The sequence below is a fragment of the Agrobacterium sp. V1 genome, from assembly GCF_030518355.1.
GTDB classification, from domain to species: Bacteria; Pseudomonadota; Alphaproteobacteria; order Rhizobiales; family Rhizobiaceae; genus Agrobacterium; species Agrobacterium cucumeris.
Genome location: NZ_JAULSF010000001.1, coordinates 2064196 through 2087714 on the forward strand (window position 1 = coordinate 2064196; position 23519 = coordinate 2087714).

General features: G+C 60.7%; 26 protein-coding genes. 9 read left to right on the forward strand and 17 right to left on the reverse strand.

Features of this window, described 5'->3' with window-relative positions:
* Window positions 1–2: 2 nt before the first annotated feature.
* From QSV77_RS10085 to QSV77_RS10120, 8 genes are all read left to right on the forward strand, one after another.
* Window positions 3–440: an NUDIX domain-containing protein gene (locus tag QSV77_RS10085; protein ID WP_302733341.1), complete on the forward strand. Its 438-nt coding sequence runs from the start codon at window positions 3–5 to the stop codon at window positions 438–440.
* On the forward strand, window positions 437–1231 hold the full coding sequence (locus QSV77_RS10090; RefSeq protein ID WP_302733342.1) for an ABC transporter ATP-binding protein: 795 nt from the start codon (window positions 437–439) through the stop codon (window positions 1229–1231). Before QSV77_RS10085 ends, QSV77_RS10090 begins: the two co-directional genes overlap by 4 nt.
* A gap of 249 nt (window positions 1232–1480) precedes the next feature.
* Window positions 1481–2356 (forward strand): ABC transporter permease, encoded by an 876-nt coding sequence (locus tag QSV77_RS10095; RefSeq protein ID WP_302733343.1) that lies wholly within the window; start codon window positions 1481–1483, stop codon window positions 2354–2356.
* On the forward strand, window positions 2353–3225 hold the full coding sequence (locus QSV77_RS10100) for an ABC transporter permease (protein WP_302733344.1): 873 nt from the start codon (window positions 2353–2355) through the stop codon (window positions 3223–3225). Before QSV77_RS10095 ends, QSV77_RS10100 begins: the two co-directional genes overlap by 4 nt.
* 21 nt (window positions 3226–3246) lie before the next feature.
* Window positions 3247–4239 carry an ABC transporter substrate-binding protein gene (locus QSV77_RS10105; RefSeq protein WP_302733345.1) on the forward strand — a complete coding sequence of 331 codons (993 nt, stop codon included), beginning with the start codon at window positions 3247–3249 and terminating at the stop codon, window positions 4237–4239.
* Between the two features lie 445 nt (window positions 4240–4684).
* A complete protein-coding gene (locus QSV77_RS10110) occupies window positions 4685–5878 on the forward strand; it encodes an efflux RND transporter periplasmic adaptor subunit (RefSeq protein WP_142840499.1) in 1194 nt (397 codons plus the stop codon).
* A gap of 13 nt (window positions 5879–5891) precedes the next feature.
* Window positions 5892–9212, forward strand: a complete 3321-nt coding sequence (locus tag QSV77_RS10115) for an efflux RND transporter permease subunit (RefSeq protein WP_271362317.1) — start codon at window positions 5892–5894, stop codon at window positions 9210–9212.
* A 457-nt stretch (window positions 9213–9669) separates the two neighbouring features.
* Window positions 9670–10359, forward strand: coding sequence for a Crp/Fnr family transcriptional regulator (locus tag QSV77_RS10120; RefSeq protein WP_142840501.1), 690 nt, complete (start codon window positions 9670–9672; stop codon window positions 10357–10359).
* A 71-nt stretch (window positions 10360–10430) separates the two neighbouring features.
* Here the strand turns inward: QSV77_RS10120 and QSV77_RS10125 are convergent, their stop codons facing one another.
* The 16 genes from QSV77_RS10125 to urtE form a co-directional block, all read right to left on the reverse strand.
* On the reverse strand, window positions 10431–11255 hold the full coding sequence (locus QSV77_RS10125; protein WP_302733346.1) for an MBL fold metallo-hydrolase: 825 nt from the start codon (window positions 11253–11255) through the stop codon (window positions 10431–10433).
* A 3-nt stretch (window positions 11256–11258) separates the two neighbouring features.
* Entirely contained in the window at window positions 11259–11870 is a 612-nt protein-coding gene (ureG, locus tag QSV77_RS10130) for an urease accessory protein UreG (protein ID WP_065114033.1), read from the reverse strand.
* Between the two features lie 262 nt (window positions 11871–12132).
* A complete protein-coding gene (locus QSV77_RS10135) occupies window positions 12133–12804 on the reverse strand; it encodes an urease accessory protein UreF (protein WP_302733347.1) in 672 nt (223 codons plus the stop codon).
* A gap of 3 nt (window positions 12805–12807) precedes the next feature.
* A complete protein-coding gene (gene ureE / locus QSV77_RS10140; protein ID WP_302733348.1) occupies window positions 12808–13299 on the reverse strand; it encodes an urease accessory protein UreE in 492 nt (163 codons plus the stop codon).
* A gap of 297 nt (window positions 13300–13596) precedes the next feature.
* On the reverse strand, window positions 13597–14133 hold the full coding sequence (locus QSV77_RS10145) for a peroxiredoxin (RefSeq protein WP_153516515.1): 537 nt from the start codon (window positions 14131–14133) through the stop codon (window positions 13597–13599).
* Window positions 14134–14286: 153 nt separating this feature from the next.
* Window positions 14287–14955, reverse strand: coding sequence for a TIGR02117 family protein (locus QSV77_RS10150; RefSeq protein ID WP_302733349.1), 669 nt, complete (start codon window positions 14953–14955; stop codon window positions 14287–14289).
* Window positions 14956–14964: 9 nt separating this feature from the next.
* A complete protein-coding gene (gene ureC, locus QSV77_RS10155) occupies window positions 14965–16674 on the reverse strand; it encodes an urease subunit alpha (RefSeq protein WP_302733350.1) in 1710 nt (569 codons plus the stop codon).
* Between the two features lie 4 nt (window positions 16675–16678).
* The gene (locus QSV77_RS10160; protein ID WP_302733351.1) at window positions 16679–17323 is read right to left on the reverse strand and encodes a Urease operon accessory protein; all 645 of its coding nucleotides are present in this window, start codon (window positions 17321–17323) and stop codon (window positions 16679–16681) included.
* A 5-nt stretch (window positions 17324–17328) separates the two neighbouring features.
* Window positions 17329–17751: a lysozyme inhibitor LprI family protein gene (locus tag QSV77_RS10165; RefSeq protein ID WP_302733352.1), complete on the reverse strand. Its 423-nt coding sequence runs from the start codon at window positions 17749–17751 to the stop codon at window positions 17329–17331.
* A 2-nt stretch (window positions 17752–17753) separates the two neighbouring features.
* Complete coding sequence (locus QSV77_RS10170; protein ID WP_174030238.1) at window positions 17754–18110, reverse strand: GFA family protein; 357 nt, start codon at window positions 18108–18110, stop codon at window positions 17754–17756.
* A 1-nt stretch (window position 18111) separates the two neighbouring features.
* Window positions 18112–18417: an urease subunit beta gene (locus tag QSV77_RS10175; RefSeq protein WP_046797816.1), complete on the reverse strand. Its 306-nt coding sequence runs from the start codon at window positions 18415–18417 to the stop codon at window positions 18112–18114.
* 20 nt (window positions 18418–18437) lie between these two features.
* Window positions 18438–18695, reverse strand: a complete 258-nt coding sequence (locus QSV77_RS10180; RefSeq protein WP_302733353.1) for a DUF1272 domain-containing protein — start codon at window positions 18693–18695, stop codon at window positions 18438–18440.
* Window positions 18696–18706: 11 nt separating this feature from the next.
* On the reverse strand, window positions 18707–19009 hold the full coding sequence (locus QSV77_RS10185) for an urease subunit gamma (RefSeq protein WP_269701847.1): 303 nt from the start codon (window positions 19007–19009) through the stop codon (window positions 18707–18709).
* Between the two features lie 111 nt (window positions 19010–19120).
* Window positions 19121–19975: an urease accessory protein UreD gene (locus tag QSV77_RS10190; protein WP_302733355.1), complete on the reverse strand. Its 855-nt coding sequence runs from the start codon at window positions 19973–19975 to the stop codon at window positions 19121–19123.
* Window positions 19879–21135 carry a PHB depolymerase family esterase gene (locus tag QSV77_RS10195; RefSeq protein WP_302733357.1) on the reverse strand — a complete coding sequence of 419 codons (1257 nt, stop codon included), beginning with the start codon at window positions 21133–21135 and terminating at the stop codon, window positions 19879–19881. The genes QSV77_RS10190 and QSV77_RS10195 overlap by 97 nt, the downstream gene beginning before the upstream one ends.
* A gap of 254 nt (window positions 21136–21389) precedes the next feature.
* Window positions 21390–22085 carry an urea ABC transporter ATP-binding subunit UrtE gene (urtE, locus tag QSV77_RS10200; RefSeq protein WP_302733358.1) on the reverse strand — a complete coding sequence of 232 codons (696 nt, stop codon included), beginning with the start codon at window positions 22083–22085 and terminating at the stop codon, window positions 21390–21392.
* A gap of 236 nt (window positions 22086–22321) precedes the next feature.
* Between urtE and QSV77_RS10205 the strand changes: the two genes are divergently transcribed.
* Entirely contained in the window at window positions 22322–22606 is a 285-nt protein-coding gene (locus QSV77_RS10205) for a GIY-YIG nuclease family protein (RefSeq protein ID WP_110756268.1), read from the forward strand.
* Between the two features lie 149 nt (window positions 22607–22755).
* Here the strand turns inward: QSV77_RS10205 and urtD are convergent, their stop codons facing one another.
* Complete coding sequence (gene urtD, locus QSV77_RS10210; protein WP_302733360.1) at window positions 22756–23517, reverse strand: urea ABC transporter ATP-binding protein UrtD; 762 nt, start codon at window positions 23515–23517, stop codon at window positions 22756–22758.
* Between the last annotated feature and the right edge of the window lie 2 nt (window positions 23518–23519).

Below are 23519 nucleotides of genomic sequence, written 5' to 3' on the forward strand. Positions count from 1 at the left end.
CCATGAGCACTGAAGCAAAACGTGAAATCATCATCGCCGCTGCCGTTCTTTTAAACGAGCGGCGGCAAATGCTGGTGGTGCGCAAGCGCGGCACCACGCAATTCATGCAACCGGGCGGCAAGATCGACCCCGGGGAAACGCCGGAACAGGCCCTGCGCCGCGAACTTGCCGAGGAAATCGGCCTGACCTTGCCAGACCATGCCGTTCGTTACGAAGGTGTCTTTCGGGAGGAAGCCGCCAACGAACCGGGGGCCGATGTCGTTGCCCATGCTTTTACAGCCAGACTTCATACCGAGGTCCTGCCGCAGGCGGAAATCGAGGAAGTGCGCTGGCTCGATCTCGACACCACGCCCGATCTGCCGATCGCCAGACTCACCGAAACCCGCATGCTGCCATTGGCGCGCGCGGCCCTGACGGAAAGCGAAACCAAGCCACGATGAATCCGGCCTCCCCCTATTCCGTCGTTTCCGCCAAAAATCTCGGCCTCACCTTCGAAACGGGGGATGGCCCGGTACATGCGCTGTCCAATGTCGATCTCGAAGTCGGCAAGGGCGAATTCGTCTCCTTCATCGGCCCGTCGGGTTGCGGCAAGACCACTTTTTTGCGGGTCATCGCCGATCTCGAAAAACACACGTCGGGAGACATCACTGTCAACGGCACGACGCCGGAAAACGCCCGGCGAGACCGGTCCTACGGTTATGTCTTTCAGGCCGCAGCACTTTATCCCTGGCGCAGCATCGAAAAGAACATCGCTTTGCCGCTCGAAATCATGGGTTACACCAAAGCCCAGCAGCGCGAACGCATCGACCGCACGATGGACCTCGTCAACCTCAACGGCTTCGGCAAGAAATACCCCTGGCAACTCTCCGGCGGCATGCAGCAACGCGCCTCCATCGCCCGCGCGCTCGCCTTCGATGCCGACCTGCTGCTGATGGACGAGCCCTTCGGCGCGCTCGACGAAATCGTCCGCGATCATCTGAACGAACAGCTGCTGAAACTCTGGGATACGACCGGCAAGACCATCTGCTTCGTCACCCATTCCATTCCGGAAGCGGTTTATCTCTCGACGAAAATCGTCGTCATGTCGCCGCGGCCGGGGAGAGTGACGGATGTGATCACATCCACCTTGCCTCGGGAAAGGCCGCTGGAAATTCGCGAGACGCCGGAGTTTCTGGCGATTGCGCATCGGGTGCGTGAGGGGTTGAAGGCGGGGCATAGCTATGAGGGGTGATGCTGGAAACGACGCCGTTGCGGCAAGTGTTACCCCCCTCTGCCCTGCCGGGCATCTCCCCCACAAGGAGGGAGATCGGCAAGGAGCGCTACCAATGCTCTTTCCACAGGCGTTGAGATGGCCGCGACCATGCCACGAGTCGATCTCCCCCCTTGTGGGGGAGATGCCCGGCAGGGCAGAGGGGGGTAAGCCTCACCCACAGGTCACCGCTAATCATCACCCTCGATGCACGCAGCGGAGCGAAAACCCATGACCCTCCTCCGCCACCACATCCTCCCCATCCTCACCGTCCTCCTCGCCATCCTCATCGTCTGGCACCTCGCCGTCATCTATCTCAACATGCCCTTCGCCCGCGATCAGGCCACCCGCGCCGGCCAGACGCCGAGCTTCTCACAACTCCTGCCACAAACCTTCGCACAGGAGCGCCCGGTTCTCCCCGCCCCGCACCAGATTGCCGCCGAACTCTGGGACACCACCGTCAACAAGGCGATCACCTCCAAGCGCAGCCTCGTCTATCATGCCGGCGTCACGCTCTCGGCCACACTGCTCGGTTTCGCCATCGGTGCTGCGCTCGGCATCCTGCTGGCCGTCGCCATCATCCACAATCGTGCCATGGACCGCTCCGTCATGCCGTGGATCATCGCCAGCCAGACGATCCCCATCCTCGCCGTTGCGCCGATGATCATCGTGGTGCTGAACTCCACCGGCATTTCCGGGTTGCTGCCGAAGGCGCTGATCTCCACCTACCTGTCCTTCTTCCCAATCGTCGTCGGCATGGTGAAGGGCCTGAGAAGTCCCGAAACCATCCAGCTGGACCTGATGCACACCTATAACGCCTCGCCTGCGCAAATCTTCTGGAAGCTGCGCTGGCCCGCTGCACTGCCCTATCTCTTCACCTCGCTGAAGATCGCCATTGCCATTGCGCTGGTCGGCGCCATCGTCGGTGAATTGCCCACGGGAGCCGTCGCCGGTCTCGGTGCGCGGCTGCTTTCCGGCTCCTATTATGGCCAGACGGTGCAGATATGGGCGGCGCTGTTCATGGCCGCCGGTGTCGCAGCACTTCTGGTATCCATTATCGGCATCGCCCACGCAGCAGTCCTGAAACGAATGGGAGCAAGGCCATGACCCATCCCGGCTGGTTTATCGGCGCGATCCTGTTCTGGCTTGCCGCCTGGGCCTTCAACGAATGGCTGGTGCGCCGCCGCTTCGTTTCCCCCTCGGCAAAGCGCATCAGCCACATCGCCGTGCCGCTCCTCTTCGGATTGGCCATCCTCGTCTTGTGGGAAGGTATGGTCCGTGGTTTTTCCGTACCGCCCATCCTGCTGCCGGCCCCCAGCGCCATTCCTGCCCGCCTTCTCGGCTCCCTGCCGATCCTCTGGGCCGATTTCCGCCAGACTTTCCTCAAATCGGTGCTGACAGGCTATGTGCTCGGCTGCGGCCTCGGTTTCCTCTTCGCCATCCTCATTGATCGCTCGCCCTTCCTGCAGCGCGGGCTTTTGCCCATCGGCAATTTCGTCTCCGCTCTGCCTGTCGTCGGCATTGCCCCCATCATGGTCATGTGGTTCGGCTTCGACTGGCAGTCGAAGGTCGCCGTCGTTGTCATCATGACCTTCTTTCCGATGCTGGTGAACACGGTGCAGGGGCTTGCCGCTTCCAGCCACATGGAACGCGACCTGATGCGCACCTATGCCGCCGGCTGGTGGCAGACACTGGTGAAGCTGCGCCTGCCCGCCGCCTGGCCCTTCATCTTCAACGCCCTGAAAATCAACTCCACGCTGGCGCTGATCGGCGCCATCGTTGCGGAATTCTTCGGCACACCCATCGTCGGCATGGGTTTCCGCATCTCGGCAGAAATGGGCCGCAGCAATGTCGATATGGTCTGGGCCGAAATCGCGGTCGCCGCGCTCGCAGGCTCCGGCTTTTACGGTCTGGTGGCGCTCGCGGAGCGGGCCGTCACCTTCTGGCATCCGTCCGTCCGTGGGGGACGAACGTAAATAACGAAAAAGGGAACAGCGATGAAAATGAAACTTGCATCCATGCTTCTTGCCGGCGCGTCAGTGATGACGGCATTCAGTGCGCAGGCCGCCGACAAGATTACCCTGCAGCTGAAATGGGTGACCCAGGCGCAGTTCGCCGGTTATTACGTTGCCAAGGACAAGGGCTTTTATGAAGCCGAAGGCCTTGATGTCGATATCAAGCCGGGCGGCCCGGACATTGCGCCCGCACAGGTTCTGGCCGGTGGCGGCGCTGACGTGATCGTCGACTGGCTGCCATCCGCACTCGCCACCCGTGAAAAGGGCGTGCCGCTGGTCAACATCGCCCAGCCGTTCAAATCGTCAGGCATGATGCTCACGTGCCTGAAAGAAACCGGCGTCACCAAGCCCGACGACTTCAAGGGCAAGACGCTGGGCGTCTGGTTCTTCGGCAATGAATATCCGTTCCTGTCGTGGATGGCACACCTGAAAATCCCGACCACCGGCGGTGCGGATGGCGTCACGGTTCTGAAACAGGGCTTCAACGTCGATCCGCTGCTGCAGAAACAGGCCGCCTGCATTTCCACCATGACTTATAATGAGTACGGACAGGTCCTCGATGCCGGCATCAAGCCGGAAGACCTCGTCACCTTCAAATATGAAGACGAAGGCGTGGCGACGCTGGAAGACGGGCTTTACGTTCTCGAAGACAAGCTGAAAGACGCCAAGTTTAGGGAAGACATGGTCAAATTCGTCCGCGCCTCCATGAAGGGCTGGAAATGGGCGGAAGAAAACCCTGACGATGCCGCCGACATCGTTCTCGAAAACGACGCCTCCGGCGCCCAGACCGAAAAGCACCAGAAGCGCATGATGGGCGAAGTCGCCAAGCTGACTGCCGGCTCGAAAGGCGCGCTCGACAAGGCGGATTACGAACGCACCGTCAAGACACTGCTCGGCGGCGGGTCCGATCCGGTCATTACCAGGGAACCCTCCGGCGCCTATACCACCGAAATCACCGATGCGGCGCTGAAATAGTCTGAGGCGGGAAGATAAGATCGCGCGGCGATGACCGCGCGATTTTGTTGAATGACGACCTCTCCTCCGTCATCCTCGGGTCAAGCCCGAGGATGACGGCGTATCGGGCGTTCTCAGAATTCCCGACCGCCTCACGCAGTGGTAACCCATCTGACGAATTACAACATCTACCGCTATACAAAAATGTATACCAACCATCGTGGCTATGCGGATTGATTTGCACGACAACAACAATTAGAGTCCCGCCCACAAGACTGCCAGATTTGATCTTGTAGAAAAAGCACAAGGGCAAGGTGCTTGAGATTCGCGTTGAGGGGCGTTTGAATCGGGAGGATCGAAAAGGAAGTATTGTGATCCCTTGTTTCACATTCGCTATCGCATGACCTATTAAAACACGCCTCACGGCTGCAGGACATGCGATCGGATATTGCGCGAGCCAAGACACATGCAGCATAAATTTACCTTCAACCGCTTTGTTTTCCTCCTTCTTTCCGCAACGGCACTGCCCTTTTCGGCTGCCGCCGAAGGCGAAGCGCAGGCACCGGCCAAGCAGCAGAACCTGCCCTCCATCATCGTGGCGCACGCCGCAAAACGCGATCTCGTGGACCGCATCATCGCGACAGGCACAATCCGCCCCGTGGACGAGATCTACGTCCAGCCGCTGGTTGACGGCCTGTCGATCGACACGCTGAATGCCGATATCGGCGACCGGGTGGAAGCCAATGCGGTTCTGGCCGTGCTGTCCTCTGACAGCCTTGTGCTACAAAAGAGCCAACTTGAGGCCAACAAGGCCAAGGCAGAAGCCTCCGTCACCCAGTCAAAAGCGCAGGTGCTGGAAGCGCAGGCCAACCTCAACGATGCCCTTCGCCAGCGTGACCGCGCCGCCAAGCTCGGCCAGAGCGGCTCCGGTTCGGTTTCGGAGACGGAAAAGACCGAAGCCGCCGCGCAAGTGGCGCAGGCCCGGCTGGAGGCAGCAAGACAGGCGGTGTCCGCCGGCGAGGCCGACATCAAGGTCGTCGCCGCGCAGATCGACGATATCGATCTGAAACTGACCCGCACCGGCGTGAAAACTCCTGTCGCCGGCATCGTCTCCGCCAAGAACGCCAAGGTCGGGGCCATTGCCAGCGGTGCCGGAAATCCGCTTTTCACCGTCATCAAGGACGGCGCGATCGAACTCGTCGCTGATCTCTCGGAAACCGATATCCAGAAGGTCAAGGCCGGTCAGAAAGCCTATTTGACGGTTGCCGGCGGAGCCCAGAAAATAGAGGGCAAGGTGCGCCTCGTGTCGCCGACCGTCGATCCGACGACGCGCCTCGGTTCCGTACACGTGGTGCTGCCGGAAAACAGCCCGGCACGCTCAGGCATGTATGCCAGCGCCGAGATCATCGTCGAAGAGACGAACGCGCTTGCCCTGCCGCTATCGGCCGTGACCTCCGGACGCGAAGGCTCCACCACCCGCAGGGTGGAAGGCGACGTCGTCAAGCAGGTGAAGATCGAGACCGGCATAGAAGACAGCGGTTTCATTGAAATTGTCAGCGGCCTTGCCGCTGGAGACAAGGTTGTCGAGAAAGCTGGAGCATTCGTACGTGATGGTGACCGGATCCGACCGGTCGAAGCCCAGACGGCTGCGTCCAACTGACTGAGGGAATGAAATGAACTTCTCCGCATGGTCAATCCGTAACCCGATTGCGCCGCTTCTCGGCTTCGCGCTTTTGATGATCCTCGGCATGCAGGCCTTCAAGACCCTGCCGATCACCCGTTTTCCGAATATCGACGTTCCCGTCGTTGCCGTCACCGTGACCCAGAGCGGCGCTTCGCCCTCCGAGCTGGAAATGCAGGTGACGAAGGAAATAGAAGACGCTGTCGCCGCCATCAGCGGCGTCGATGAAATTCAGTCCACCGTAGTCGACGGTCAGTCGACGACAACGGTCGTCTTCCGCATCGAAAAGCCGACGGAAGAGGCCGTTCAGGACACGAAGGACGCCATCGACAAGATCCGCAGCGATCTGCCGGCCGATATCGAAGTGCCTGTGGTCAGCAAGATCGACGTCGAAGGCCAGGCGATCCAGACCTTTGCCGTTTCTTCGCCGAACATGACGCTCGAAGAACTGTCCTGGTTCGTCGACGACACGATCAAGCGCTCGCTGCAGGGCCAGTCCGGCATCGGCAAGGTCGACCGTTACGGTGGTGCGGACCGCGAAGTGCGTGTTTCGCTCAGCCCCGAAAAACTCGATGCCTATGGCATTACCGCGAGCGAGGTGAACAGCCAGCTGCGCGGCACCAACATCGATCTCGGTTCCGGCCGCGGCCAGATCGGCGGCAATGAGCAGACGATCCGCACGCTCGGCGACACGCGCGACGTGACGCAGCTTGCCAACACCACCATCGCGCTCTCCAACGGCCGCTTCGTCAAGCTTTCCGAGCTGGGTACGGTTGCCGACACCTATCAGGAGCAGAAATCCTTCTCGCGGTTCAACGGCAATCCCGCCGTCACTTTCGCGGTGTTCCGCTCCAAGGGCGCAAGCGAAGTGTCGGTTGCCGAAACCGTGGCGGAAAGCCTCGAAAAGGTCCGCAAGGATCATCCGGAAGTCTCGATCCAGATGGTCGACGACGCCGTCTATTTCACCTATGGCAACTACAAGGCAGCGCTTGATACGCTGATCGAGGGCGCCATCCTCGCCATCATCGTCGTCCTGCTCTTCCTCCGGAACTGGCGCGCAACCCTGATTGCCGCCGTGGCGCTGCCGCTTTCCGCGATCCCGACCTTCTGGATCATGGACCTGATGGGCTTCTCGCTCAACCTCGTCAGCTTCCTCGCGCTGACGCTCGCCACGGGTATTCTCGTGGACGACGCCATCGTGGAAATCGAGAACATCGCCCGCCACATCAAGATGGGCAAGACACCCTATCGGGCAGCACTTGAAGCCGCCGACGAAATCGGTCTCGCCGTCATCGCCACCAGCTTCACCATCATTGCCGTCTTCGTGCCTGTCTCGTTCATGCCCGGCATTCCCGGTCAGTACTTCATACAGTTCGGCCTGACGGTTGCCTTCTCGGTGTTCTTCTCACTTGCGGTGGCCCGCCTCATCACACCGCTGATGGCGGCCTATCTGATGCGCGCCGAAGACGCGATGGACGACCATCACGACAATGACGGCCGGCTGATGAAGGCCTATACGCGCATGGTCTCCGCCACCACCCGCAAGTGGTGGGCGCGGTACCTCACGCTCATCGGCGCCATCGGCTTCCTCGTTGCCTCCGTCATTCTTCTCGCCGGTGTTCCGGGCAGCTTCCTGCCGCCGGACGACGCCTCGCGTGTGACGCTTTCGGTGGAACTGCCGCCCAATGCCACGCTGGATGAAACCGACCGGACGACGACCGAGATCTTCCATGCCATCCGTGACATCAACGGCGTGGAAAGCGTCTTCATTCTTGGTGGCGCTTCGCCCAAGGGCGATCTGGAACTTCGCCGCGCCACCGTCAACGTCATCCTCCAGCATATCGACCACTCGCTGCTGAAGGTGCTGGTCAACAAGGGTCTGGGCTCCATTCCGCTCATCGGCCAATATCTTCCGAAGGTGGAAGAAAAGGGCCGCACACGTCCGCAGTGGGATGTGGAACGGGATATCTTCGCCAAGGTCCGCACCATCCCGGATGTCCGCATCATCAAGCTGAACGACCGTGCGGAACGCGAGCTGAGCTTCAACTTCCTGTCGTCGAACGAGAAGGATCTGAACGACGCCGTCGGCATTCTCGAAAGCCGCCTGCGCGCCTCGCCCATCCTTGCCAATGTCAGCTCGGAAGGCGCCTTGCCGCGTCCGGAATTGCAGATCCGCCCGCGCAAGGATGAAATCGCCCGCCTCGGCATCACGCCGCAGCAGATTTCGCAGACGGTTCGCGTCGCCACCATCGGCGATATCGACGCCCAGCTGACGAAAATCTCGCTCGATGACCGGCAGATTCCGATCCGCGTGCAGGCATCCATAGATACCCGCCGCGATCTTGCCACCATCCGCGCCCTGAAGATCAAGACCGCATCCGGGTCGCTGGTGCCGCTCTACAGCGTCGCCGATATCGACTATTCGGAAGGTCCGAGTTCGATCAAGCGCAATGACCGCAACCGCGTCGTCTCCATCGGCTCCGACGTGCCATTCGGCACGGCGCTCGATACCTCGACGGCCGAATTCAAGCGGATCGTCGAGGAAACCAAGCTGCCGGCAAGCGTGCGCCTGGCGGAAAGCGGCGACGCCAAGGTGCAGGGCGAAATGCAGCAGGGCTTCGTCAACGCCATGGTGCTTGGCCTGCTCCTGGTGCTGGTGGTGCTCATCCTGCTGTTTAAGGATGTCATCCAGCCCTTCACCATCCTGTTCTCGCTGCCGCTCGCCATCGGCGGCGTGGCCGTCGCGCTCATCATCACCCAGAACGCGCTGTCCATGCCGGTTCTCATCGGTATCCTGATGCTGATGGGCATCGTGACGAAGAACGCCATCCTTCTGGTAGACTTCGCCATCGAAATGCGCCGTCATGGCATGGAACGGGTCCACGCCATGATCGAGGCCGGCCGCAAGCGCGCCCGCCCGATCATCATGACCTCCATCGCCATGTCGGCAGGCATGTTGCCTTCGGCACTCGGCGTCGGCGAAGGCGGCTCATTCCGCGCGCCGATGGCAATCGCGGTCATCGGTGGCATCATCGTCTCGACCGTGCTGTCGCTGATCGTGGTTCCGGCCTTCTTCCTGATCATGGACGACCTGTCGCGCCTGCTCGCCCACCTCTTCGGCCGTTTCGTCGGCAAGAAGGAAGAGGAGGAAGAGGCTCTCTCCAACGAGAAACTCTCGGAGATCGCCCGCGAAAACAGCCTGGCGCTCTCCTCGCTGGAGGCCCGGGTCGCCGGCATGGAAAAGGGCTCGGGAGACAAATCCAGCGACAAAGGCAGCAATATATTACGGCTGCCGCCGCTTGCTGCGGAGTGAAGCTCGCAGAATGAAGATTGAAACGCCGGGCCTTGTGCCCGGCGTTTCTTTTTGTGGCGAGGTTACTGATCGCAGGGCGTTGCGGCAGGTTTCTTCTCCCCGAGGGGGAGAAGGTGGCCCGAAGGGTCGGATGAGGGGGCAAGCTCTCCGTATATCTCGACCCTTGCCCCCTCATCCCGCTGCCGCGACCTTCTCCCCCTCGGGGAGAAGAAACATGCGGCACCCGCCCGCTCCATATTCCTCGTCACATTCCAGCTCCCTCAAATATGACAGCGTCAAACCCCGTTTGATCGAAATCAATTCGCTTTTCAGGTGAACTGCTAATCTCCCTCGCATCGGGAATTGCCGGTCGAAGGATAATGCGATGAGTTCTTTGCAGATAGGCGTGAGAGAGACGGAACATCCCCGGTTTCGTATCGCTGCGGACAGCCCGGCAAAAGGTTTGAGCGGGAGCCGGATGGACGTGAACAAGACCGTGAAGCTGAGCAACAGGGACAGGAACATTCTGCTGCGCGCGCCCTTGATCGGGATAGCGGATGACGCAGTGGCGTTGAAACTGATGGAGGCGGCGACCATCATCAATGTCAACGCCCGCCATGTGCTCTTCAAGGAAGGCGAAGCGGCGCAGCATTTTTATTGCGTTCTGTCGGGTTATGTCCGCCTTTACCGGCTGGACAGGCATGGGCGCGAAGCGGATGTGCGCGTCAGCGGTCCGGGCGATACGTTCAACGAATGCCTGATTTTCGGCAGCGACACCTATCGCTACAGCGCGCAGGCGGCGGAAAGCTGCACGGTGGCACGTTTCGAGCTCGCGAGAATCCGCACGTTGATCGATCAGGAGCCGGCAATCGCCAAGGCCGTCATGCGTTGCCTTTCCAACAGCCTGCTTGGCACCATGGATTGCATCGCCAACGATCGGCTGCAGACCGCGCCACAACGCGTCGCCCATTATCTCATCAATCAGGGCCCGCGGGATGCGACATCCTTTTCGCTGCGGCTGCCGTTCCAGAAGAGCCTGCTTGCCGGCAAACTCGGCCTTGCGCCGGAAGCCCTGTCACGCGCCTTCTCGGCGCTGAAAAAATCAGGCGTCACCGTGCGTGGCCGCATCGTGCAGGTCAATGACGTCGCAGCATTGAAGCAGATCTGAAGATAGCGGGAGAGGAAGAAAGGCGGGATGCCAGCCGGCAGCCCGCCTTTCGCCGTTCCGGAAAGGGCAGATCAACCCGGCTGCGGCACGAAGCGGAAGCCATCGCCCTGCCGTTCAATATGAAAAAAGCCGCCAAGATGGCCGCCGGATACCAGCCAGCCGTGATCGGCGACCTCGGCCAGCGCCGCAAGACGGGTGGCATAGGCAAGTTCGGAATCGATATCGTAAACGAAAGCGATTTCAGAATCGTCAGCCTGCAATCCGCTGACATGCAGCACATCACCCCACAATAACAGCCGGTTATCGCCGCTGCCGATGAGATAGCCGGCATGTCCCGGCGTGTGGCCGGGCATGGCGATAGCTTCGATATCCTCGGCAATCATGCCCATGGGGATCGGTCGCAGCATGGCACCACAGATATCGAGCAGCCGGGCGGCGAGATCGAAACCGCCCTGCCGGGCTGGCGGCAAGCTCTTGCGGGCATCCGCACTGGTGAAAAAGCCAAGATCGGCCTCCGGCACCCATATTTCCGCATTGGGAAAATAGGGCTTGTCACCATCAACGAGACCCAACGCATGGTCGCCGTGAATGTGGGTGAGGATGACACGCCTTACATCGGCCGGCTGAATACCGGCGGCAATCAGCGCCGCGCGGGCATGACCATAGGCGGCACCCCAGGCCGTGCCGCAACCGGCATCGACCAGCCAGATGCCATCAGGCCCGGAGAGCGCGAAACAATTGACGTCCACATCCACCGTCTCGCCTTCAAGCCCGGCGAGAACCGCGGCCAGCGCCGTCTCGCCCTGCCGATGGATGAGATGGCCGACCGGCGCCTTGTAGACGCCGTCGACAAAGCGGGACACGGCATAGGGGCCAAAATGAAGAGGCGTATTCATGGCTCAGAGACCACCCTGCTCTTTCAGGAAACCGACGATGCGCTCCACCCCATCGCCCCGCTTCATGTCGGTGAACACGAAGGGCATGGCATTGCGCATGCGGGTCGCATCATTGTCCATGACAGTCAGATCGGCCCCGACATAAGGCGCGAGGTCCTTCTTGTTGATGACCAGCAGATCGGAGCGGGTGATGCCCGGCCCGCCCTTGCGCGGAATTTCCTCACCCTGGCAGACGGAAATCACATAGATGGTGATATCGGCAAGATCGGGCGAAAAGGTCGCTGCGAGATTGTCGCCACCGGATTCGATGAAAACGACATCCAGATCCGGAAAGCGCGCATTCAGCCCGGCAATCGCCTGCAGATTGATCGTCGCGTCCTCGCGGATCGCGGTATGCGGGCAACCGCCCGTCTCCACACCGACAATCCGTTCCGATGGCAGCGCCTGCATGCGCACCAGCGCCTCGGCATCTTCCTTGGTGTAGATATCATTGGTAACGACGGCGACGGAATAATCGGCGCTCATCGCCTTGCAGAGCTTTTCCGTCAGCGCCGTCTTGCCCGAACCAACCGGCCCGCCAATGCCAACGCGCAGCGGGCCATTGCCCGATTTCATGCCCGATTTCACGACTGTGTTTCCTTCACTATGCTTTGGTATTTTCTACCTTAATGCCTTGAACCAACGCTTCAAAAGAAGGCAAGAACCGTGCCGCCTGTTTCTTCTCCCCGAGGGGGGAGAAGGTGGCCCGAAGGGTCGGATGAGGGGGCAACGCCAGCGACAAACTGAGAGCTCGCCCCCTCACCCCGCTGCCGCGACCTTCTCCCCCTCGGGGAGAAGAAACAAGCGGCATGCGCCCGCTCCATCAAACCCGTAACTTTCAGGAACGGAAAAGCCGCGTGCCCTGCACCTCGTGGCGCATCGCCGCCGTATCGGCAAGGATCGTGGCGCTGCCGAGATCATCGAGCGTGGATTGCACGGCCCGTGCCGCCATCTCCGCAATCACCGCCTCGCTTGCGGCCAGAATGGCGACGCCATCCTTCTGGCCTGCCACGCCGAGGCGGATGCCGGCCGAAACCATTTGCGAGACGCCGGCATGTGCGAAAGCGGCAAGCGTTTCCTTGAGCGGCACCCCATGCGCGGCGGCCACGGCGCCGACGGCGACAGGATATGGACATTCCTCCGGCAAAAGCTCGAGAACCGCATGCGGCCATGCGCCTGCGGCAGCAACGAAGGCATCCCCCAGAAGCACCGTTTCACGATATCGCTCCGCCGAGCCGGCCAGTGCCCGCGCCAGATTGGCCGTTTCATTCAGGGCGGCGGCATCACGGCCCCTGCGCCAGCCTTCCGCCAGAAACACTGCATCGTTCCACAGGCTGCCGTGACGCAGCAGCGTTTCCACCCAGCCGCCCAGTTCAGCAGCATCGCGCACACGCCGGTCCTCAACCGCCTTTTCCAGCCCGCCGGAATAGGAAAAACCGCCAACCGGAAAGGCCGGCGACAGCCAGGCCATCAGCCGCAGCAGCGCGGCAACACCGCGGTCGTCGTTCACGGATCAGCCGTGATCGTGATGGTGGGGATCATGGCCGTGCCCGTGACCATGGGAATGGCCACCATGGGCGTGATAGGCACCGCGCGCCGGCTGGAAAGGTTCTTCCACCTCGCGCACCGTGGCGCCGAGACCTTCGAGCATGGCGCGGATGACGTGGTCGCGCAGGATGAGAATGCGCTCCTCCTCGATCTGCGCCGAAAGATGCCGGTTGCCCAGATGCCAGGCAAGTTCGATCAGGTGAAGCCGATCCTTCGGCGTGATCTCAAACAGCTTTTCAGCCGCAGCCCGAACCTCGATCAGATCGCCGTTTTCCACCACCAGCAGATCGCCATGGGCAAACAGCACGGCTTCCTTCAGATCGAGCATCACCATCTCGTCATTTTGCAGATGCAGCAGCTTGCGGCGCAGATGCCGCTGGTCATGCGCCAGCGTGACATAACCGGAAGGCTCGTCGCCAGGGGTTCCGGCGGGGTGGTAAGAGGTGACACGCAGCATGGGATGATCCGTTCGAAAACTGTCTTGGGAGTCTGATTTTTGCCGGATAGGCGGGGGGATTTCAAGGCGCGATTTCAGGGCACATGGCCACAAGAATGACAAAGCCCGGCATCACAGCCGGGCCAGGTGCAAACCTTTCTCCACTTTCGACGTCATCCTCGGGCTTGACCCGAGGATCCACCCGTCAAACGCTTATGGATCCTCGCCTCAAGGGCGAGGATGACGGAGGAGAGGTTTTCGCCTCCTGTCGGCACCCGAAGACACGGCATCGGTGCCGGGCCTTCGCAAAAACCAAAATCAGGCCGCAGCGCGGCTTTTCAGGTTTTCCAGAATGTTCTGCGGCGAGGAAACGCCGTAAGGGTCGGATTCGCAATTATCCTGATAACCCTCTTCCTCGAACCACTGCTCCACCAGACCGTCATTGATGACGGCGGCGTAACGCCAGGAGCGCATGCCGAAACCGAGATTGTCCTTGGCGACCAGCATGCCCATCTTGCGGGTGAACTCGCCCGAACCATCCGGAATGACCTTGACGTTTTCGAGGTTCTGGCCCTTGGCCCAGGCATTCATGACGAAGGCATCGTTGACCGAAAGGCAATAGATCTCATCGACGCCGAGCGCGCGGAACTCGCCCGCCAGCTTTTCGAAATCCGGCAATTGGAACGTCGAGCAGGTCGGCGTGAAAGCGCCGGGCAGCGAAAACAGAACGACCTTCTTGCCCTTGAAATAATCGTCGGAGGTCATGTCCTGCCAGCGGAACGGGTTGGGGCCGCCAACGGCCTCGTCGCGAACGCGCGTGCGGAAAGTTACGGCGGGCACTTTTTTGCCGAGCATGTCTTTTCTCCTGATCAGGTGTTTTACGCGGATCGCTTGGGATCAATCCGCGCGGAATTCTTTTGCCGTTCCCATAGCGCAAGATGCGCTGCGGTGCAGCATAAAAATCGGATTCAAGTCATCGAATGTACGAAATGCCGCATCGGCGAGGGATCAATTGTAGAGATCGACCGACCAGCGCAGCAGCGGCGGCAAGGGCGTCCACCAGCCGGTTCGAATACCGGCCTCGCGCAACATGGCGGCCGACCACGTGTTGCAGCCGGCCAGCGCATTAAACCAGCCATTCGCCTCGAAAAACGCGTCCGTCAGACCATAGGCGGCGCCGGGGACAAGTTGGACCTTGCCGTCATTTCTGACAAAACTTGCTCTGATACCCGCGAGAAGACGCTGATAACCCTCTTCAGAAATGCGAAGCCGTTTCACTCCGGCCATATCGGCGGGAAAGTCTCCCGTCACGTCCACATGCACCACCGATCGGTCCAACGTAAACGAGCGCAGCACCGGCATCGGTTTCAGATCGGCCCAGGTGGGCGTCTCTATATAAAACGACCGTCCACCCCAGCCAAACACCAGATAGGCGGCAGCGGGATGATTGACCGCTATCCCATCCTCCTGCAGTTCGGAGAACACCCGCCGCAGATCATCATCCACCGGCAGCGCAATGTCCGTATGGATCGGGTTGGACAAGAGCAGGATTTCGCGATCCCTCACGCCGCTTGCATCATCGGCGAAAAAGGGGCGCGGCACCAAAGTGCCGAGCACCAGAAGCAGCACGATCAGCAGCACGCCGCCGCCGATCCATCTGAGGACAGTTCTCAACACAACGCCCCGTTAAAACAGGAAATAGCGCTGCGCCATCGGCAGCACGGTGGCGGGTTCGCAGGTCAGCAATTCGCCGTCCGCCCGCACTTCATAAGTCTCGGGATCAACCTCGATATGCGGCGTGAGTGAATTGTGGATCATCGACGCCTTGGAAATGCCGCCGCGCACGTTCTTCACCGCAAAAAGCTTCTTGGCGACGCCAAGGCGCTGGGCAAGACCGGCATCCAGCGACGCCTGCGATACGAAAGTGACCGAGGAATTGGTGCGCAACTTGCCGTAAGCCGCAAACATCGGCCGGTAATGCATCGGCTGCGGTGTGGGGATGGAGGCATTCGGGTCACCCATCGGGGCAGCGGCAATCGAACCGCCAAGCAGCACCATCTCCGGCTTCACGCCGAAAAAGGCCGGGTTCCACAGGACAAGATCGGCACGCTTGCCGACTTCGACCGAGCCGATCTCATGGCTGACGCCCTGCGCAATCGCCGGGTTGATCGTGTATTTGGCGATGTAACGGCGCACCCGGAAATTGTCGTTTTCGCCCACCTCTTCCTTCAGGCGGCCGCGCTGGCGTTTCATCTTGTCGGCGGTCTGCCAGGTGCGGATCGCCACCTCGCCGACACGGCCCATGGCCTGACTGTCCGACGATATGATCGAAAACGCGCCGATATCGTGGAGAATATCCTCCGCCGCGATGGTTTCCTTGCGGATGCGGCTTTCGGCAAAGGCGATATCTTCCGGAATGGACGGCGACAGGTGGTGGCACACCATCAGCATATCCAGATGCTCGGCCAGCGTATTGACCGTATAGGGCCGCGTCGGGTTGGTGGAAGACGGAATGACGTTGGGATTGCCGCAGACCTTGATGATATCAGGCGCGTGCCCGCCGCCCGCTCCTTCGGTGTGGAAGGCGTGGATGGTGCGGCCCCTGATGGCGGCGACCGTGTCTTCCACGAAGCCGCTCTCGTTCAGCGTATCGGTGTGGATCATCACCTGCACGTCATATTCGTCGGCGACCGTCAGGCAATTGTCGATGGCGGCGGGTGTCGTGCCCCAGTCCTCATGCAGCTTCAGCGACGACGCGCCGGCAAGTATCATCTCCTCCAGCGGCGCGGGCAGCGAGGCATTGCCCTTGCCGGCCAGTGCCAGATTCATCGGAAAAGCATCAAAGCTCTCGATCATCCGCTCGATATGCCATGCACCGGTGCAGGTGGTGGCAAGCGTGCCATGCGCCGGACCGGAGCCGCCGCCCAGCATGCAGGTCACACCGCTCATCAGCGCTTCCTCGATCTGCTGCGGGCAGATGTAATGGATATGCGCGTCCATGCCGCCGGCCGTCAGGATCCTGCCCTCGCCGGCAATCGCCTCCGTCGAGGGACCGACGATGATCGTAACGCCCGGCTGCGTGTCCGGGTTGCCGGCTTTGCCGATGGCGTGGATACGGCCGTTCTTCAGGCCCACATCCGCCTTGTAGATACCGCTATGGTCGACGATCACGACATTGGTAATGACGGTATCGACAGCCCCTTCGGCCCGTGTCGCCTGGCTCTGGCCCATGCCGTCGCGAATAACCTTGCCGCCGCCGAATTTCACTTCCTCGCCATAGGTGGTGTGGTCCTTTTCGATCTCGATGAAGAGTTCGGTATCGGCAAGACGCACCTTGTCACCAACCGTCGGGCCGAACATGCCGGCATAGGCGGCGCGGGAAATCTTGTAAGGCATGGGCTCAGGCTCCTTGGGATGCGGAGAAAATCGATGTGGGAGAAATTCTTTTGAGCCGGCCCTTGCCCGCAAGGGCCTCGACCAGCTGTTGTTCGGCGGCAAATGGGTGACCGCTCCAGCCCTGATGGCCGAAACCGGCAATCGCCACCTCGTCACCATCACCGCTCACACTCTCGAGAACATGGGCGATGGTGAAAAGGCCGGTGCTGGGGCAGACATAGGGTGCGGGCTTATAGGCTTCGAGCGCCGCATCCAGCCTCTCATGTACGCCGCGGGGAATGACGATATGGCTCTTGCCGGTCTCACGGGCGATGGCGGCAAAACCTTGAGTATAATCGGTGCAGAAATCGGTCAGTTCCGGCCAGCGCGCGCGAATATCCGGCTCCATTTCGGCAAATTTTGCGGGATCACGCACCGACCAGATGGCGGTGGCCTGCCGCACGCCGTCACTCTCGCGCCAGTCGGTGCCTTCCGTCATCTCATGGCCCGGCCGCCCGGTGTTGCAGACGGCCACCACATCGGTGCGTGTGCCGCCAGGCCCCAGCGACCGGCAATCGTTGAAACGGATGACGATGTCGGAACGGTCGATAAAATCAGCCGCGCCCGGCGGCAGTTCCCCGTTTCCGACAATCGTGATGCGCCGCCCCATGCCGTTCAGAAACCCTCGGCAAGCTGACGTAACTCTTCAGCGCGCTTGCCGCTCATCTCGGCGAGGCAGGACGAAATCAGCATCGGTTCCATCGAGCCGCCGCGCGCCTGAAAACCGGCAAGCGCGCAATTGGCATCACGAAACGCCACCCAGGCGCGCTGGGCAGTCACCAGAGCATCGGTCGCACCCTTGCCGTCTGCATCCGCCGTCTTGTCGCGCTCGGTAAGCAGCTTGCGCAGCTTCTGATATTCGGCGTTGAGCTGCTTGTCGGCCTTTTCATAATCCTTGCCGGCGCAGATGGTCATGTCCGCCTGCGTTTCCGGCGCCTTGCAATCCGGCTCGGTCTGCGCCGCCGCCGGCATCGACAAGCCGGCTGTTGCGGTAAGCAGCACAGCCGCCAGGAGAAGATTTTTTCGGTTCATCCTCATCCTCAGGCCGCCGCGCCGTCAAAAGCCTGAGGCTTCAATGCCCGGGGATCGACGCCATCGAGACAATTGGCGTTCACCGCCACCATCGGCGTTCCATCCGGCCCATCGGCATAAGCAAAGCTTTCAATGCCGCAGGTGGAGCAGAAAAGATGATGAATATGGTGTTTGTTGAAGAGGTATTCGCTCAGCTTGTCCTCACCGGAAAGCAGGGTGAATTTCTCACGCGGCGCAAAGGCGAGCGTCGAGCCCAGACGCTTGCAGCGCGAGCAATTGCAGACAATGGTGTGATCGAGATCGGCATCGACCTCGAAGCTGACGTCGCCGCACTGGCAGCTTCCATGATAATGCGCACTGGCCATTTCATAACCTCCCCATGACCTGTTGACGAAAACCATAAACCTCACGCTTGCCGGAAAGCGGCACCAGCGTCACTTCCCGCTTCTGGCCCGGTTCGAAACGAACCGCCGTGCCCGCGGGAATATCGAGACGCATGCCACGCGCCTTGTCACGCTCGAAGATGAGCCCGGCATTGGTCTCGAAGAAATGGTAATGGCTGCCCACCTGCACCGGCCGGTCGCCCGAATTGGCCACCTCGATCGTCACCGTCGGCTGGCCGGCATTGAGCTCGATGGTGCCCTCTGCGGCAATGATTTCGCCTGGCTTCATGGTGCTCTCCCTTATCTGTTTCAGGCGGCGGTCGCGGCCGCGCAGCCTTCGGCCTTCAGCACGCGCTTCGTGGACGCCGGATTGTTGACGAGTTTTGCCGCCGGGCGGACTGGCCTGCGAACCAGTTCACCGCCGCAATTCGGGCAGGCGCCTTGAAGCACATCCGTCACACAATCAACGCAGAAGGTGCATTCAAACGAGCAGATCATCGCATCCCAGCTGTCGGGTGCGAGATCGCGGTCGCAGCATTCACAATTGGGCCTCAGTTCCAGTGCCATGCCACCCTCCTCTATCGGATCGGTTCGTGAACGGTCACCAGCTTGGTGCCATCAGGAAACGTCGCTTCCACCTGCACATCATGGATCATCTCGGCGATGCCATCCATCACCTGATCGCGGGAAATGACATGCGCGCCGGCTTCCATCAGGTCTGCAACGGCACGGCCGTCACGGGCACCCTCAACGACGAAATCGCTAATCAGCGCAATCGCTTCGGGATAGTTAAGCTTCACGCCACGCTCCAGCCGGCGGCGCGCCACCATGGCGGCCATGGAAATCAAAAGCTTGTCTTTTTCTCTTGGGCTAAGGTTCATCGTCGTCCCGCAGCTTTCGCACCTGCACCACAAACCACTGAGGGTTTCGGGGAACAGGTCCGACTTGTTTGACAGACCCCGGAAGGTCGCCTGTCGCGGGCGATCCGGAGGTTACAGATTCCAGACTTTCGGCACTGGCGCGCCGTTTCGCAAGAGCGAAATGATTGGAAAAAGCAATTTTCTGAGGGAGAAACCGTCCGCCGCGGAGACACGTACGACAAGCTTGCCCTGCCATTCGCTGGCACCGCCGCTTTCGCCGGCAATCGCCCGGATTTTAGGCACAAGCGCCTCGGAGAGAGGCCCGATGTAAAGCAGCGTGGCGAAGGCCACCTGACCGGCCAGAACCGCCGTCTTCGCGGTCAGCTCCGCCACCTCGCCCTCAAGCAGAAGCTCTTCGGCATGCACCAGCTTGCCGCCATGGCGAATGCGCCAGCGGTCACGAAAAAGGCCATGCGTCATCATCTCGCCCATGGCCTGGCGGCCAAGTAACACGGCTTCGACGGCGATGAATTCGGAAGACTGGTCGAGATCGGCTTCGAGCCTTCGGGTCAGGGAAGCGCGGTCGAAGAGGATGGTTTCCTGCGGCAGCCAGTGTAACCGGGCACCCGGCCCGGCCGAAACGCGGGCGGTGACGGTGGCTGTGCCTGATGATGCCTTATAGACCTTCTCGCAGGCCTGCGTTGTCACCACCAGCGAGGTGCCGGCACCGGCGGTGGCCTGCCATTCTATTTCGTCTCCGCCGGTCAGCCCGCCGGAGGAGTTGATGAGAATGGCCTCGGCTTCGTTTGAAAACGTATCCGGCAGTCGGATTTTGGCGCAGCCTTCCTGAAACAGTTCGTCCAGCCGGCTGCGCCCTTCAACCGCCTTGGTTACAATGCGTCCTCTGCCACGGGCGCGCTGCTGCCGGACAGGTTGTTGAGCGTCTTCACAACCGGAAGGGCCGATGGCTTGCTGTTGCTGCTGCACGCGGTCTCCGATGTACTTGCGGAAGCGGACGCGGCCTTTGCGCCACAATCCTTCTTGACGACGGCGTCCACCACCAGCTGCCCTTCCGTGTTGCGGAAGAAGTCCCACATTCTTTCGGCCGCATCAACCGTGCGTGTCACTTCGCCTGTGGGCATCTTGCGCTCCACGGCGGGTTCCGCCTTGGGCGTCTGCTCGCCGCCGGGTTTGCGGGTAACGACGGCGCTCGCGGCCAGCACTTCCGCCTTCATGGTGGCGCGCGGCCAGGCGTGGTCCCAGTTTTCGATGACATAGGACTGGATGCGCGCACCAGCCTTGCAGACATCGTAGGAGTTAACGGTGAAGCTCTCGCCCACCTTGCTTTTGGCAGCGCCCTTGCAGCCATCCATCTCGGCCCAGCGCTTCAGCGCCGTCTCGCCGCCATATTGCCAGTAAGATTTGCCGCCGCCCTGATAGGGATTGGCAGGGTCCTTCAACCCGGCAAAGGCGATGATCGACATCGGCCGTGCCGGCTGGCAGCTTGCCGCATCCGGTCCCCATTTGCCTTCGGTCTCCAGCGGATAACCCGCGCGCAGCGAGGCGACAAAGCCGGCGGCAGTGAAATCCGCGCTGCCATTGCAGATGAATTGCGACAGCATGCGCCCGCCGCCGGAATAACCGGAACCGTAAAAGCGCTCTTCATCCACGCAGAATTTGCCCTTGACCATGTCAATCGCATTGCGAATGAAACCCACCTCATCCAGCCCGCCGGGACGCGTGGTAACGCCCGGCACGTTCCAGGCATGGGTGCCGGGCAATTCGCCGTTCAGACTGCCGGCCAGCGCCACGACCATCAGACCATCACGCTCGGCCAGCTTGTCCCAGCCGCTGCGGTTCAGCTGACCGTGCGGATTGCTGTTGGAGCCATGGAAATCGAATACCACCGGCACCGGTTTTTTTCCGTCATAGGCGGAGGGAACAAAATAGACGCCGTCGCGTTTCTGTCCGTTAGAGAGAATGGAGAAATCATGCCGACCAGGCTCCATGCCGGGTCCGGGAAGCTGGCCGCAGGTCGATGCCGACGCTGCGGCACCAGCGCTTGCGCATATCGCAATGCCCAGAATGACGGTGCGGGCGGAGCGGAAAAACCGGGCAGCCCGGCCAATTGCAAAGTCTGGAATCATTGACACGCCTTTATTGGCACTATGTCTCCGACGATACGTCGGAGGTGCATGGAATGTAAGGGATCAACTGTCGCGGCGTGCGAATAGACTTTTCCTGTGTCTCGCATGCAGCATTTGCGCTGCCAATATCACAGGCTTTTATTCAACGAAATGCTAAAATTGCGCATAAAAGCTATGCTCAGGCGCATAGGCTTTCAAAATATTAATCGGCCGTTTGCACGCCGTGATCGGCGTGCGGCTTTTTTAGTTTTGATTTATACTGTCAGATGACGCCGCGCTTCCGGCGTATCCAGCGTTTCGGCCAGCCCCTCATGCACGATTTCGCCGCGATCCATGATGTAGACGTAATCGGCTAGCTCGCGGCAGAAATCCAGATATTGCTCGACCAGCAGGATCGCCATGCCGGTGGAATCGCGCAGATATTTGATCGCCCGGCCGATATCCTTGATGATCGACGGTTGGATGCCCTCGGTCGGCTCATCGAGAACGAGGATTTTCGGCCGCGTCACCAAAGCCCGGCCGATGGCGAGCTGCTGCTGCTGGCCGCCGGAGAGATCGCCGCCACGCCGCGACAGCATGGATTGCAGCACCGGAAACAGGCTGAAAATATCGTCCGGGATGAACCGTTCCCTGCGCGGCAGCGGCGCATAACCGCTTTCCAGATTTTCCTGAACGCTGAGCAGCGGAAAGATTTCACGCCCCTGCGGCACATAACCGACACCGCGCTTCGCCCGCTGGTAAGGCGCCAGCCCATCCAGCACCGCGCCGCCGAAACTGATCGTCCCGGCACTGGTGGCCTGCTGGCCGGTGACGGCGCGCAAAAGCGAGCTTTTGCCTACACCGTTGCGGCCGAGAACGCAGGTAATCTTGCCCATCTCCGCATTAAGCGAAACGCCGCGGAGCGCTTGGGCGGCGCCGTAGTGGAGGTTGATGTTTTCGACTGTCAGCATGGTGCCACCTGTAGCTTCATCGGGGAACGGATTGTGGATCCTCGGGTCAAGCCCGAGGATGACGTAGCTAGGCGCGGGACGGAAAACGACGCCACCACATCGAGATTTCGCCCTGGCTGTGGGACGTCAGGGTGAAAGAATGTTCGTGCAACATTGCAGGTATAAGCTCCAGACGTAACCACACCCCACCCGTCATCCTCGGGCCTGACCCGAGGATCCACCTCCGGGAGCCCACCATGACCGGCTTCGTTTACATCGTCACGAGCGGCAGACACGGAACGCTCTACATCGGCGTCACGTCCAACCTCGAGCAGCGAATCTACGAACACCGCGAGGGTCTGACGGAAGGTTTTACCAGTCGTTATGGATGTACGCGCCTCGTCTGGTATGAGGAGCATATGAGCATCGGAACCGCCATCCAGCGGGAGAAATCGTTGAAGCGCTGGTATCGCGACTGGAAAATCAAGCTGATTGAAGATTTTAATCCGGAATGGCGTGATCTTTATGAGGAGTTTGGCTGAGTGCTTGGGGGTGGATCCTCGGGTCAAGCCCGAGGATGACGGCGGAGAATGGGGCACTGTTGACAACATACCCCCTGCCGTCATCCTCGGGCTTGACCCGAGGATCCACAGCGGCAAACGCCCAAATGTCCTTGTGACACCCGCCTCCATCACCGCCCCAGATAATTCTCGATCACCTTCGGATCGCTGGACACAAAATCGATCGACCCTTCCGCCAGCACCGAGCCTTCGGCAAGACACGTCACCTTCACGCCCAGCTCGCGGATGAAACCCATGTCGTGTTCCACCACCACAACCGAACGAGTCTTGGCGATTTCTTTCAATAGCACCGCAGTTTCGGCCGTTTCCGCATCCGTCATGCCGGCCACCGGCTCGTCCACCAGCAGCAGCTTCGGTTCCTGCGCGAGCAGCATGCCGATCTCCAGCCACTGTTTCTGCCCGTGCGAGAGATTGGCGGCGAGATCGCCGCGGCGATGGCCGAGACGCACGGTGGCGAGGATTTCCTCGATGCGGGCCTTGTCCTCTTGCGTCAGCCGGTAGAACAGCGTGGCGAACACGCCGCGCTTGCGGTTCAGCGCCAGTTCCAGATTGTCCCAGACGGTGTGGCTTTCAAACACCGTCGGCTTCTGGAATTTTCGGCCGATGCCGAGCTGGGCAATATCCGCCTCGTCCTTTTTGGTAAGGTCAATGCTGTCTTCGAACAGCACCGTGCCGGTATCCGGCCGCGTCTTGCCGGTGATGATGTCCATCATCGTCGTCTTGCCCGCACCATTGGGGCCGATGATGGCGCGAAGTTCGCCCGGCTCCACCACGAAGGAGAGGGAATTCAGCGCCCTGAACCCATCGAAGGAAACGGAAACGCCATCGAGGTAAAGCAGGCTTTTCGCTCTGTTTTCGGAAACCGTGTTCATGG